Origin of the sequence: Abyssisolibacter fermentans (genome assembly GCF_001559865.1) — a bacterium.
In the GTDB taxonomy this organism is placed as follows: domain Bacteria; phylum Bacillota; class Clostridia; order Tissierellales; family MCWD3; genus Abyssisolibacter; species Abyssisolibacter fermentans.
Window position 1 is genome coordinate 1 of record NZ_LOHE01000090.1, and the last position, 14,831, is coordinate 14,831.

The 14,831-nt window shown below is 30.3% G+C and carries 9 protein-coding genes; all 9 read right to left on the reverse strand.

What is annotated here, in order from left to right; translation table 11 throughout:
- Positions 1-245 precede the first annotated feature (245 nt).
- The 9 genes from AYC61_RS17195 to AYC61_RS17235 all read right to left on the reverse strand — a co-directional run bounded on the left by AYC61_RS17195 (position 246) and on the right by AYC61_RS17235 (position 14,763).
- Complete coding sequence (locus AYC61_RS17195; RefSeq protein ID WP_066505630.1) at positions 246-2,276, reverse strand: N-acetylmuramoyl-L-alanine amidase family protein; 2,031 nt, start codon at positions 2,274-2,276, stop codon at positions 246-248.
- Positions 2,277-2,566: 290 nt separating this feature from the next.
- Entirely contained in the window at positions 2,567-3,148 is a 582-nt protein-coding gene (locus tag AYC61_RS17200; RefSeq protein WP_242866829.1) for a hypothetical protein, read from the reverse strand.
- Between the two features lie 649 nt (positions 3,149-3,797).
- On the reverse strand, positions 3,798-5,453 hold the full coding sequence (locus tag AYC61_RS17205) for a peptide ABC transporter substrate-binding protein (protein ID WP_066505638.1): 1,656 nt from the start codon (positions 5,451-5,453) through the stop codon (positions 3,798-3,800).
- Positions 5,454-6,371: 918 nt separating this feature from the next.
- On the reverse strand, positions 6,372-8,087 hold the full coding sequence (locus tag AYC61_RS17210) for a peptide ABC transporter substrate-binding protein (RefSeq protein ID WP_066505648.1): 1,716 nt from the start codon (positions 8,085-8,087) through the stop codon (positions 6,372-6,374).
- 725 nt (positions 8,088-8,812) lie between these two features.
- Positions 8,813-10,516, reverse strand: coding sequence for a peptide ABC transporter substrate-binding protein (locus tag AYC61_RS17215; protein WP_066505651.1), 1,704 nt, complete (start codon positions 10,514-10,516; stop codon positions 8,813-8,815).
- A gap of 366 nt (positions 10,517-10,882) precedes the next feature.
- The gene (locus tag AYC61_RS17220) at positions 10,883-11,863 is read right to left on the reverse strand and encodes an ABC transporter ATP-binding protein (RefSeq protein WP_066505653.1); all 981 of its coding nucleotides are present in this window, start codon (positions 11,861-11,863) and stop codon (positions 10,883-10,885) included.
- Entirely contained in the window at positions 11,863-12,885 is a 1,023-nt protein-coding gene (locus AYC61_RS17225; RefSeq protein ID WP_066505655.1) for an ABC transporter ATP-binding protein, read from the reverse strand. The genes AYC61_RS17220 and AYC61_RS17225 overlap by 1 nt, the downstream gene beginning before the upstream one ends.
- A gap of 17 nt (positions 12,886-12,902) precedes the next feature.
- Positions 12,903-13,829 (reverse strand): ABC transporter permease, encoded by a 927-nt coding sequence (locus AYC61_RS17230; protein WP_066505657.1) that lies wholly within the window; start codon positions 13,827-13,829, stop codon positions 12,903-12,905.
- 16 nt (positions 13,830-13,845) lie between these two features.
- Complete coding sequence (locus AYC61_RS17235) at positions 13,846-14,763, reverse strand: ABC transporter permease (RefSeq protein WP_066505660.1); 918 nt, start codon at positions 14,761-14,763, stop codon at positions 13,846-13,848.
- Between the last annotated feature and the right edge of the window lie 68 nt (positions 14,764-14,831).

Here is a 14,831-nt window from a genome sequence, read left to right on the forward strand (position 1 = left end):
AGAAGATTTCAGTGAATTCGAAGGCATACCGAGTTGGTATGTTTAGAATTTAATGGACATCTTCTAATCAGAAGGATGCAGCAGAATATTTAATTTTCTATGAATAATCTGGGATTATATATAAATTATATTAATTAACTCTCAATACTATGTACATTTTTTAAATATAATTTTATATTATTTATTGAAAATTTAAGTAAGGTAAAATTAAAACCCCATCACACTGACAGGGTTTTAATTTTATGTTATTTGAAATAATCTACTAATGCTTTACCTACTACTTCTGCAACTTTTTTACGATAAGCATCTGTACAAATCTTTTTTGCTTCTTCATAGTTACTCAAAAATCCTAATTCTAATAAAACTGCATCCATTTTCGTTTCTCTTGTAACTACTAACCCCGGTCTTCTAACAATCTTCTTATCTTCTACATTTAATCCACTTAACAAATGGTTATGCATATACTCCGCAAAAGGATATTGATTGTTTTGCTTCACATCACTTTTATATGATGGACAATAGAGTGTCTGAATTCCTTTTATTGATTTATTGTCATTATAATTATAATGTATGCTTATAAAAACATCTCCATCATTTCTATTTGCAATGTAAGCTCTCTCGTATAAATTAACTAAAGTGTCTGTTTTCCTAGTCATTACAACATTAAATCCTAACTCTTTAAGTTTCTTTTCAAGCTCTAAAGCTGTTTTTAAATTCAAGTCCTTTTCTATAGCACCATTTATTGGCGATATAGCACCTGGATCTTTTCCACCATGACCAGCATCTATAACTACCGTATATTTATTATTTTTTGTTGAATCTTTTTTTTCAAAATTAACATCAATTTGTTTTGAATTTGAAATAACACTATAAATCATATTTTGTTTGAATTTAATATATAAAACTCTATTATTATCTATTGTATCTATTATTATATTGTCTATAAAAGCATCACTTAATATTAGCGCACTATTCTTTATATTACTGTTGTATTTAGACATCGTTATCTTTAGCATATTATTAGTTTCATCATATACAACGCTAGCTTTAGAATTAGAAGAACTATCAATTGATAATTTTCCGCCTTCTTTTCCTTTTTCATAATTAAGACCATTTATTAATTTATTATCCGCATAAAAGAATATTTTGTCTTTATTTTGCTCAACTATTAAATTCGATTCTTCTGTACTCATCAAATCAAACACAACCCTAACAATATTATCATTAACATTGTATAAATCATCAGGCTTAAATTGTGATACTCTAACTCCTTTAACATTATTTGTTTTATAGTTATATTTGTCTTTAGCTTGTCCTATAAATGAATCCATTATATCAAGTATCATTCTATCAGGATTATTTAACTTAAGTACATTGTACTTAGGAATATTAGTAGTTTCAATTATTATTGCTTCCCTATCGTTTATTTTGTCATTAGAAATGTTTTTAATAAGGTTTGTAAAAACTATTTCAAGAGATTTTTCATTTTCTCCTTGAATTATTGTATAACCAGCATTTCTATCCATATCTAACACTAATCTTGTTATGTAAGGATTTTTTGAAAACTGAGAAGCTCTAATCATTTTAACAGGATATGTGTTTACATCTAACTTAAAGACACCATTTTCATCTAATCTATCCTTGTCTAATTCTAAATTAGTATTAGGAATGTCTATAACTAATCTACAAGGATTATCCAAGTACATTTCCCTGTGATACACAATCCCTGAAGCTTTGATTTCAATTTTAGGTAAAACGTTATCTGTATTAACAACTATATCCAAAATATCTTGTTTTGCACTGCTAATAATTCCTTTTCTCATTTTACTATCCCAGTCAACCTTAAAACCTAGTTCCTCAGCAGCAAATCTTAAAGGAACCATAGTTCTATCATTCATAATTTTAGCAGGAACACCGTAAGGTAATGATTTTTGTTTACCATCAACAATAATATCCTTACTATCGATTTTTATAGTAATATTTTTATCATTACTATATATATGCACTTCTCGATTTTTACTATCCCAATCTATTTGTGCATTCAAATAATCTATTATAAATTTTACTGGAACTAAAGTTCTGGATTCATATAGAACTGGAGAAACATCAGATATTAAAGGTTCTCCATTGATAAGTATATTAATTTTTTCTAAATTAATATTTTTTCCATCAATATTCATTTCAACATACTGTGGACTATAATCAGCATATACAAAAATAGAAAAAGCAAAAAATATAACTATCGTTAATGTTATAAATAAAAATAGTCTTTTCATATTATCACCCATTCTGCAATTTTTTAAATTATAAGTTGTTATCCTATAACTTTTTATTAATTCATTATAAAATAAGCATGATTTGTTCTAAATTATACTATTATGGGATAATATGTTTGTCTCAATTATTCTCATCTTTCACTGTTACATCAACAAGTTAAACTGTTCTACTTATTTATAACATTTATAATTTTTACAGTCAACTAATATAGACCTTTTGTAACGCTAACTTAATCCTTTTAAAATATTTGTAATGTAAATTAACCCTGATTATTCCTATAACATTTTTTCTAAGTATATATTGTATTTTTCCATTGTTTAATGCTCATTATTCTATGATCTGATACTATAGCCAATGGTATTATATCTTTAGGTTTAATTGAATGAAAAATCATTATTTCACAATCATAACCAACTTTCAAATCATTTCTCACTCTTAAATTATATTCATAACTACATGAAGTATCCCAATACATTTTGGCTTTAATAATACATTTTTTTATAATATACTCTTTTTTTATTTCAAAACCTTTAACATCCATAAGCATAATAGGTTCATAACATTCATTAGCTAAATTTTCATTTGCAATCCAACATTTATGCGGATTAATTTTCAAAGATAATATAACACTATGAGAATGCCAACTTGTATGCTTGCTCAAATCTAAACTTCCAAACACTGCTTTTTTTCTAATAACCCATTCTGGTATTTCAGAAGGTTTGTAGTTATCAAAAAAATCGTGAAATTTTTTATATTTAACATAATATGTGATTTTATCATCGTAAGCTATTCCTTTTTCCAATATCATATCCAAATCATGTATTGGAGCAATATGATATACAATATTTTCATTCAGTTTTTCTTCAAACAAGATACTCACCTCATTTATTTATCTTTACATACTATTATATTTTTCTTCTTTTCTTACATAATATAAGTTGCCAATAAATTTATTTAAGCGCTCAGTAGAATATTTTGATAATGGTTAATAATTCAAAATATTAACCATTATCAATTTATTTTTTATAGTAAAGTTACTTCAAAAAGCTTGGAAAATAGACAAAATGTCAAATCCAAGCTTTATTATTTTTAGTATTATCCCTGATTTTTCATATAACTTTAAATAATATACTGTAAGCTTCTGAATTATAATATTTCAGTATATTCGAAGGCATATCGAATAGGTATGTCGAAAATAAATCTCCTATTCAGTTACTTCATAGGAATAAGCGTGAGTTGTACCTCCTATTCATTTTCTAATATGAAACTCACTCCTCATTTCATTACCAAGAGTAAGTGATTCACAAAAAATCGTAGATTTCTGTTCTCTACTCATGAGTAAGCGACTCACATAAAATCATAGATTTTAGTTTACTTCTCAAAATCAAGATTTGGGTTCACTGCTCATAATTTTCTATGAATAATCTGGGATTATATATATACTTATATACAATATAAATCTTGCTAATAATGCTAATTGAGGAAGCAATCAGTTTACCCTGTCATTTATCTCTCAATTTCTAATGCTTTAATATGTAGCACCATTTGTATTCATTATCACATCCAACTGCATATCTAACAAGATCTTTAACATATGGTTTCTCCAATATATCTTTTACAGGATGATAAACAGGATGTATCGGAAGATCTTTTACTAATAATTCTTCTGCTTTAAGCATTGCATCTATCCTTTCATCACCTGTACCATTTACAGCAATATCTATCAATTTATCGTACTCAGTATTACTATAGTAAGCATCATTGTTTCCACCATTTGTTATGAATAAATCCATAAATGTCATTGGATCATTATAGTCTGCACCCCAACCAGCTAAACTAAGGGTATAATCTTTTTTATTATATCTGTCTAATCTTATGGCGTAAGATACATTTTCAACAACTATGTCCAATCCTAAATTTTCTCTCCACATTTGTTGAAAAGCTTCAGTCATAAGCTTCCAAGCTGAACTATCACCTGCTAAAAATGTAACTTCATTTTGAAGTTGTTCCTTAGTTATACCTAATTCGTTAAGACCATCTTCTAAATGTTTAGCTGCTGCAGCTTTGTCAAAAGTTAATGATTTACTTGTTCTTACTGCATCAAAAGTTTTATCATCTTTACCTGGCATACCAGGCGGAGTTAAACCGTTAGCAACCATACCTACACCGTTTAATACATTATTTACAAAACTTTCAGAATCTAACGCCCTTGCGAATGCTGCTCTTATATTATAATTTTTCATTATATTGTTTGTTAAATTATATTGTAAATACCAAGTAGTACTATCAGGTACAATCTTATACTCATCAGTATCGCCATATTTATCAACAAATTCCATTGGAACTACTATCGTATCTAGTCCACCTGTGTCATATAGGTTAACAGCTGTGTTAGAATCAAGTATCATGTCTCCTTCAATAGTTTGAATCTTCACATTTTCAGCATCCCAATAATTAGGATTTTTTTCTAGTGTAAGTTTTTGATCATGAGTCCACTCCTTTATTATAAATGGACCACTATAAACTATCTTTTCTGCGTCCGCAGCATAGTCATTACCAAATTTCTCGACAGCTGCTTTCTGAACAGGTACTAATGTAGCAAATGAAGTAAGCTCTAAAAATTGAGCTGTAGGTCTAACCAATTCTACTTCAATAGTTTTTGGGTCTGGTGTTTTTATAGCTACATCTTCTCTACTACCTTCATTTTTATTGTACTCTTCTGCCCCCTTTATGTGATATAGCATAGCAGCATATTCAGCAGCTGTTTCTGGAGCTAAAGCTCTTAACCAAGAATATTTTATGTCTTCTGATGTAATATCTGTTCCATCAGACCATTTAGCATCTCTTAAAGTGAATTTATAATTAATTCCATCTTCACTCATTTCCCAATCTTCAGCTAATCCAGAACCTTTTTTAATAAAACCCTTCTGATCTGGTCTTACAAGACCTTCCATAGTAGCCCTTATTATCTCTATAGAAAGTGCAGCTGTTGTAGTTTGTGGATCCAATCCTGGAGGCTCTGCTGCCCAATTAACTCTTAATATTTGTTCATCAGCTAACTCTTCACTAATATCGCCATTAGGTGTCTCATTTATCTCTCCTTTGCAGCCTGATAAGGCAATAGTAAATACCATAACAAATATTATCACTAAAACCATGAATTTGTTTTTTGTCATAATAATATTCCTCCTATAATTATTTTTAATTGTTACAACTTTGTAACTTTATTATATTGCATATTTGTAATATATGAGCTATTCACCCCCTCTATCTATTATTTGTTATTATTATTAATAATATAGGTAACTACTGCGGTTTTATCCTCAAAATCTCAATTTTTTCTATGTTATTATATGTCGAATTTTGTACTAGTATAAGAGCATATAGAATTATTTTGTAACAGTGTCGATATGCCACTTCATTTTTTGAAATTATCAAAATATTCGTTTTAATTAACTATTGATATATGCCCGTTTATATGGTATAAATATATTGTATCTATTTATTGAAATAATTATGAACTTAATATTTGAATTATTGAGTTTCGCTCTTGCAATATTGGACATTATTTCATTTTGTTAATAATTTATAATAAAATAGACAAGTTTTATTATAATTCTGTCTCAATAATTTTTTATTACATTTTGTTAATAATTAAATTGATTAAGAATTTATTGATATAAATTCACAATACATGTATGAATTCGTTTATCTTTTATTATTTACTATGCCCCTTAATTTAACAAGTTATATATACAAAATTTGTTAAAGTATTTCATACTCTTAAACACAAAAAAGATTCCAACTGCACATTGGAATCTTTTTTGCGTATTTTGGGAATATTGCATGTTGATATTAATGACCTCTTAACTTAGAGTAGAAATCCCTACTATAGCTTAAATGAAAACATTTATGTTAAAACATAAAACAAAATACACATAAATTTTGATATGCGTAAAAAAAGATCCCAACTTCACATTGGAATCTTTTCTACATTTCTTATAATTCTAAAATGGAAAATAAAATATTAATTTCCGTTTTATATTTCAGCAAAATCTACATTTCAATAATTAAAAATCAAAGATTTTGTTTTATTAGTGTTTTAATATATAAGCCCATTTATAGTCATTATCAGCACCACATAAAGGTCTTACAATATCTTTAACATATGGCTTAACAACAACGTCTCTAACAGGGTGATATACTGGATGAACTGGAAGTTCTTTAACTAATAATTCTTCAGCTATAAGCATAGCATCAATTCTTTCATCTCCCATTCCATTTACAGCTGTATTAATACAATCATCATATTCCTGACTGCTATAGTAAGCATCATTGTTTCCGCCATTTGTAATGAATAAATCCATAAATGTCATAGGGTCATTATAATCTCCACCCCAACCAGCTAAACTAATTGTATAGTCTTTTTTGTTATATCTATCTAATCTTATAGCATATGATGCATTTTCAACAAATATCTCTAGTCCTAAGTTTTCTTTCCACATTTGTTGGAAAGCTTGAGTCATATTTACCCAACCAGAGGTATCTCCTGCTAAGAAAGTTACTTCTTTCTCTAACTCTTCTTTAGTCATTCCTAATTCTTTAAGACCTTCTTCTAAATGCTTTTTAGCAGCTTCTACGTTAAAAGGAAGAGATTTGCTAGTTCTTAATTCATCAAATGCTTTACCATCTTTTCCTGGCATTCCTGGAGGTGTTAAACCTTCAGCAACTAAACCAACACCATTTAATACACTTTTTACAAAGCTTTCTGAATCTAATGCTTGTGAAAATGCTGCTCTTATATGATAATTACTCATAATTTTATTTGTGAAGTTGAATTGTAAATACCAAGTAGTTGCATTAGGTACTATTATATATTCATCAGTTTTTCCATATCTCTCAACAAACTCAGAAGGAACAGCAATTGTATCTAATCCATCAGTATCATATAAGTTTACTGCTGCGTTGGCATCAAGAATCATATCTCCTTCTATACGTTCAAGCTTAACAACTTCTGCATCCCAGTAATTTGGATTTTTTTCTAATATAAGGTTTTGGTCATGGTTCCATTCACTAATTACAAATGGTCCACTATAAACTATCTTATCAGCATCTGCTGCATATTCTTCGCCTAATTTTTCTACCGCTGCCTTTTGAGCTGGTATAAGTGTTGCAAATGAAGTAAGCTCTAAGAATTGAGCTGTAGGTCTTACTAAATCAACCTCTATTGTTTTTTCATCTGGTGTTCTTATTGCTACATCTTCTCTAGATCCTTCACCTTTATTATATGCTTCAGCTCCTTCAACAGCATATAACATTCCTGCATATTCAGCTGCTGTATCTGGATCCAATGCTCTTAACCAAGAAAATTTGATATCTTCAGTTGTAATAGGTGTTCCATCTGACCACTTAGCATCTCTTAAATAAAATTTGTAATGTAATCCGTCGTCACTTATTTCCCAATCTTTTGCTAATCCAGAACCTTTTTTAATGAAACCATTTTGATCTGGTCTTACAAGACCTTCCATAGTAGCTCTTATTATTTCTATAGAAAGTGCAGCTGTTGTAGTTTGAGTATCCATTCCTGGAGGTTCTGCTGCCCAGTTAAGTCTCAATATTTGCTCTTCTGCTAGTTCCTTACCATCATCAGTAGAACTAGGAGTATCACTAGAACTTGGAGTATCGCCAGAGCCTTGATTATCACTTGAACTTGGAGTATCTGTTGGTTCATCTCCTGTACATCCAGTGAAAGCAACAGTAAACAACATAATAAATATTAGCATCAATACCATAAGTTTGCTTTTCGTCATAATAAAATCCCCCTATAATTATTTTAAAATTTGTTACAACTTTGCAATTAAATTATGTTACAACTTTGTAATTTGAATTAATTTATTCACCTCCTAGCTTATTATTTGCTTTATTCATAAGAGTAGGTAATTACTGCGTTCATATCACTTTAGTCATATTATAGTATATTTTCTTACTTTATCTATTTATGTTTAATTATACGCTTATATATAAATATTATAGAAATATTTCGTAATGATGTCAAGCTTATGTTTCATTTTTTGCAATAATAAAAATATTTATCAAATCATATGGCATATAAATATACTGATATTTAGCTGTTTACAAGCCATTTTAATAATAGATATATTTTTGATGGTTCTCTATTTGAAGGATTCTATGGCATTCTTGCAATTTCAACAAATTATTGCATTTTTTTAACTATATCCACAGATTTATTTGAAAAATCTCTTATACATTATATTATATTACATTTTTTTAACAATTGCAAAGAACAATTTATTATTTTTATTTTATTAATTTTATAATAATGAAACTCCTACTTACTTTCCTAAGAGTAAATTAACAAATCCATTTTCAGGTTCATTCTTATAAGCATTTTTATTATAAAAATTCTTATCACTTTTTTAAATCACAAAAAAAAGATTCCAACTGCACATTGGAATCTTTTTTGTATTTCAATAAAATCTATATTTTCATTAATTTAAAATGAAAGATTGTTTTATTAGTGTTTTAGTAGATAAGCCCATTTATAGTCATTATCAGCACCACATAAAGGTCTTACAATACCTTTAACATATGATCTAGTAACCATATCTCTAACTGGATGGTATACTGGATGAGCTGGAAGATCCTTAACTAATATTTCTTCAGCTCTAAGCATAGCATCAATTCTTTCGTCTCCCATTCCATTTACAGCTGTATCAATACATGCATCATACTCAGCACTGCTATAGTATGCATCGTTGTTTCCACCATTTGTAATGAATAAATCCATAAATGTCATAGGGTCATTGTAATCTCCGCCCCAACCAGATAAACTTATTGTATAGTCTTTTTTGTTATATCTATCTAATCTAATAGCATAAGATACATTCTCTACAAATATTTCTAGTCCTAAGTTTTCTTTCCACATTTGTTGGAAAGCTTGAGTCATTAATACCCATCCTGAGCTATCTCCTGCTAAGAAAGTAACTTCTTCCTGTAATTCTTCTTTAGTCATTCCTAATTCTTTAAGACCTTCTTCTAAGTGCTTTTTAGCAGCTTCTGGGTCATAAGGAAGAGATTTGCTAGTTCTTAATTCATCAAATGCTTTACCATCTTTTCCTGGCATTCCTGGAGGTGTTAAACCTTCAGCAACTAAACCAACACCATTTAATACATTTTTAACAAAGCTATCAGAGTCTAACGCTTGTGCAAATGCTGCTCTTATATGATAATTACTCATAATTTTATTTGTAAAGTTATATTGTAAATACCAAGTAGTTGCATTTGGAATTATTGCATATTCATCAGTATCTCCATATTTCTCAACAAATTCAGAAGGAACAACAATTGTATCTAAACCATCAGTATCATATAAGTTTACTGCTGAGTTAGCATCAATAATCATATCTCCTTCAATACGCTCAAGCTTAACATTTTCAGCATCCCAATAATTAGGATTTTTTTCTAAATTAAGATTTTGATCATGGTTCCATTCGCTAATTACAAATGGTCCACTATAAACTATCTTATCAGCATCTGCTGCATATTCTTCACCAAATTTTTCTACTGCTGCCTTTTGAGCTGGTATAAGTGTTGCAAATGAAGTAAGCTCTAAAAATTGAGCTGTAGGTCTTACTAAATCAACTTCTATTGTTTTTTCATCTGGTGTTCTTATTGCTACATCTTCTTTAGATCCTTCGCCTTTGTTATATGCTTCTGCTCCCTCAATATGATATAACATTGAAGCATATTCAGCTGCTGTATCTGGATCTAATGCTCTTAACCAAGAAAATTTGATATCTTCTGTTGTAATAGGTGTTCCATCAGACCATTTAGCATCTCTTAAGTAAAATTTGTAATGTAATCCATCGTCACTTATTTCCCAATCTTTTGCTAGTCCAGAACCTTTTTTAATAAAACCATTTTGATCTGGTCTTACAAGACCTTCCATAGTAGCTCTTATTATCTCTATAGAAAGTGCAGCTGTTGTTATTTGTGTATCCATTCCTGGAGGTTCTGCTGCCCAGTTAACTCTTAATACTTGCTCCTCAGCTAATTCTTCCCCATTATCAGCTGGTTGATTTGAATCACCTTCTTGGTTTGAATCACCTGCTGGTTGCTTAGGCTCTTCAGGCTTATCTCCATCTGAACATCCTGCAAACGCAAATGAAAATACCATTACAAAACATAGCATTAAAACCATTAGCTTGCTTTTCTTCATAAAAAATTTCCCCCTTAATTTAATTTTTTTCTACTAATAGTCATACTCCCTCAATACTCTTTTTAAAGTCTAAATTTAAACTAAAAATGGACTTTACTTGCAAATATAATACCCTTTATATGTATTGTTGAACTATGTCTATTTTTGTATATAATTTTTATATTATATCAATATTATAGGTATTTTTTGTAATTATGTCAAGTCTATATTGCAACTTTCACAATTATCTAAATATTTAACATCTTAAGCATTACATTTTACGTATAAAATAACTATCATATGTAAATTATCGATAGATATTTTAAAATATTTTTGCATGTTATCGAAATACAGGTTGTAATAACCCTGTATTTCGATATTAATTATTTACTTTACCATATGACAAGCAACAAAATGTCCTTTTTCTACCTCTATTAATTCTGGTGCTTGTTTTTTACATATGTCACTACATAAACTACACCTTGCTTGAAACTTACATCCTGGTGGCGGATTGATAGGGCTCGGAACATCTCCCTGTAACATTATTCTATTTCTTGCTTTTGAAATTTTTGGATCTGGAATTGGTACAGCAGACAACAATGCTTTTGTATATGGATGCATAGGCTTATCATATAATGCATCACTGCTTGCTAATTCCATCATTGATCCAAGATACATAACCGCAATCCTATCAGAAATATGCTTAACCATACTTAAATCATGTGCTATAAATAAATACGTTAAACCAAGTTCTTTTTGTAGGTCTTCAAGTAAGTTAACTACTTGTGCCTGTATAGAAACATCTAGGGCTGATATAGGCTCATCACAAACTATAAATTTAGGTTCTATTGCTAAAGCTCTAGCTACGCCTATACGCTGTCTTTGTCCGCCACTAAATTCATGTGGGAACCTACTAGCATGTTCTCTACTCAATCCAACTAATTCAAGAAGTTCATAAATTCTTTTTTGTCTTTCCATTCCTGAATGTAAATTGTGAATATCAATACCTTCTCCAATTATATCAGTAACTGTCATTCTAGGATTTAATGATGCATATGGGTCTTGGAATATCATCTGTGCACTTCTGGTAAAATTTTTAAGCTGATCTTTATTAAGCTTACGAACATTCATATCATCAAAAATAATTTCGCCATCAGTTGCATCGTATAATCTGATAATAGTTCTTCCTGTTGTAGATTTTCCACATCCTGACTCTCCAACAAGACCTAATGTTTCTCCTTGTTTAATATCAAAAGATAGATTATCAACAGCTTTTAATTGCAATCCCCTTCCAACATTAAAATATTTTTTAAGGTTTCTAACTGTAACCAAAGTCTTTGCTTCTTTTTTATCTAAGTTAGCACTCATTATTTCGCCCCCTTACTAAATGGATTTTCAACATGTGGAGCCATATCATGCTTCAACCAACAACGAACATAATGAATATCTGTCAAATCAGTCTTTTCAGGCATTTGCTTGGAACAAATTGGCATTGCATAATCACATCTGGCAGCAAATGGACATCCCATTGGAGGTGCAAATAGATCTGGTGGTGTACCGTCTATAGGAACAAGTCTATGCTTTTCCATTTTATCTAGTCTTGGAACAGATTGAAGTAATCCCCATGTATATGGATGCTGAGGATTATAGAATATATCATCAGCTGTTCCTGTCTCTATTATTATACCAGCATACATAACTGCAATTCTATCTGCTATATCAGCAACAACACCCAAGTCATGTGTAATTATGATAATAGCTGTATCTAATCTTTTTTGTAAGTCCTGCATTAAATCTATAATCTGCGCTTGTATAGTAACATCAAGTGCTGTTGTAGGTTCATCAGCTATTAAAAGCTTTGGATTACATGCTAAGGCAATAGCTATCATTGCTCTCTGTCTCATACCACCACTATACTCATGTGGATATTGATTAATACGTTTTTCTGGCTTTGGAATACCAACAAGATGAAGCATCTCAACAGCCTTTTTAGCAGCTTCTGCTTTGCTCATTTTTTGGTGTTTTATTAAACCCTCCATTATTTGCTTACCAACTCTCATAGTAGGGTTTAAAGATGTCATAGGATCTTGGAAGATCATACTTATATCTCTTCCTCTTACAGCTTCCATTTGTCTATCACTAAACTTAACCAAATCTTTTCCATTAAAAATTGCTTTTCCTTCTTTTATTCTTCCTGGAGGCATAGGTATTAACTGCATTATTGTTTGAGCTGTAACTGATTTACCACAACCGGATTCACCAACTATAGCTAAAGTTTCAGCTACATCAACATGAAAGTCAACTCCTCTTACAGCCTGCACTTCTCCAGCGTAAGTATCAAATGATACCTTTAAATTTTCAACTTTTAATAATTCTCTACCTGTACTCATCTTTTATTCCCCCCTCCTTATTTTCTTAATCTTGGATCTAATGCATCTCTTAAACCATCACCGAACAAGTTAAACGAAAGCATTGTTACACAAATCAATAATGCAGGGAAAAATAATTGATATGGATGTATCAACAACATTTTAGTACCTTCATTTGCTAATGTACCCCAACTAGCCAATGGTACTGGTATACCAAGACCTAAATAACTTAGCATAGCTTCTGTAAAAATAGCACCTGGTACTTGGAATGTTAGATTTATGATTATAGGTCCCATAGCATTTGGTATTAAATGCCTTAATATTATCTTTGTAGAACTTGCTCCCAAAGTCTTTGAAGCTAATACAAATTCCATCTGTTTAATTTGGAGTACCTGACCTCTAACTATACGTGCCATTCCTCCCCAACCTGTTATTGAAATAGCTATAATTATTGTTTTTAAACCCGGCTTTAAAACAACCAACAGTAATATTACCCACAAAAGCTGTGGTATAGAATATATAATCTCTATAAAACGCATCATTATAATATCTGTGTATCCGCCAATATATCCTGAAATACCTCCATATAATACCCCGATAGTAACATTTAACACTGTTGAAATCAAGGCGATAAACAGAGATACTCTAGCACCTTCCCAACATCTTACCCAGATATCTCTACCAAGAACATCTGTACCAAAAAGGTGGTCAATAGAAGAACCTTCATTTTTGTGTGCAAAATCTTGATATGCATAGTCTACATCTGATACCATTGGTGCAATAAATGTAAATAATAATACTATTACTAATATAAGCATAGATATCATTGCCATTTTATTTTTCTTCAATCTTCTCCAAGCATCTTGCCAATATGTCATACTCGGACGAACTATTTTTTCTGCCTGATCAGCATCTTTACCAACTATCTTAAACATTTCACTAGTCAATTCAATTTTATCATTCATTCTAATAACCCCCCCTTTAATCCAATTTTATACGTGGATCTACTACACCGTAGAATACGTCTATCAAGAACATCATAACAACCAGTATAACTGCATAGAATATAGTTGTACCTAATATAACTGTATAATCATTTTGCTGTATAGACATAACAAGGTATTTACCCATACCAGGAACAGAGAATACTCTTTCAACAACAAACGATCCTACTAATATATTTGCAGCTAAAACCCCTACTATAGTTACTATAGGTAATATAGCATTTCTTATAGCATGTTTTGTAGTAACAACAAATTTTGATAAACCTTTAGCTCTTGCTGTTTTAATGTAATCTTGTCCAAGTACATCTAGCATACTAGTTCTCATCATTCTTGCCACATACGCTATTGATCTAAAACCAATCGCTAATACCGGTAAGACATAGTGCATATTTGTTCCCCATCTAGCAACTGGGAACCATTGTAGCTTAACTCCAAATGAATACTGGAATAAAGCTGCAAAAACAAAGTTTGGTACCGAAACACCAATTATAGCTAAGAAAATAACGAAAAAGTCAAAAAACTTTGCCCGATTGAGTCCTGCAATAATACCAAAAGTTACACCCAAGCCTACTCCTACGAGCAATGCCCAACCTCCTAATTTTGATGAAACAGAAAATCCATCAAACAACATCTCATTTACACTTCTAGTTTTATACTTTAATGAGTTTCCTAAATCTCCATGTAATAAATTCTTTAGATAAATACCATACTGTTGTATTAATGGTTTATCAAGTCCATATTTCGCTTTCATCAACTCCAATATTTCTGGTGCGATTTTTCTTTGATCTGTAAATGGATCACCAGGAATTGAATGCATCAAGAAAAACGTTATTGTTACTATAACCCAAATTGTTAAAATTGCAATAGCAGCCCTACGCAAAGTATACCTTAACATAACATATACACCCCTCCATTTTATTTTTATTTACTGCTAATTATAAAAATTCTGAATATTTTGCACAT

Bases quoted from the DNA above. Each gene is read 5' to 3' on its own strand.
- AYC61_RS17220 (WP_066505653.1), bottom strand. From the start codon at position 11,863: ATGAGTGCTAACTTAGATAAAAAAGAAGCAAAGACTTTGGTTACAGTT.
- AYC61_RS17205 (WP_066505638.1), bottom strand. From the start codon at position 5,453: ATGACAAAAAACAAATTCATGGTTTTAGTGATAATATTTGTTATGGTA.
- AYC61_RS17215 (WP_066505651.1), bottom strand. From the start codon at position 10,516: ATGAAGAAAAGCAAGCTAATGGTTTTAATGCTATGTTTTGTAATGGTA.
- AYC61_RS17230 (WP_066505657.1), bottom strand. From the start codon at position 13,829: ATGAATGATAAAATTGAATTGACTAGTGAAATGTTTAAGATAGTTGGT.
- AYC61_RS17235 (WP_066505660.1), bottom strand. From the start codon at position 14,763: ATGTTAAGGTATACTTTGCGTAGGGCTGCTATTGCAATTTTAACAATT.
- AYC61_RS17225 (WP_066505655.1), bottom strand. From the start codon at position 12,885: ATGAGTACAGGTAGAGAATTATTAAAAGTTGAAAATTTAAAGGTATCA.
- AYC61_RS17210 (WP_066505648.1), bottom strand. From the start codon at position 8,087: ATGACGAAAAGCAAACTTATGGTATTGATGCTAATATTTATTATGTTG.
- AYC61_RS17195 (WP_066505630.1), bottom strand. From the start codon at position 2,276: ATGAAAAGACTATTTTTATTTATAACATTAACGATAGTTATATTTTTT.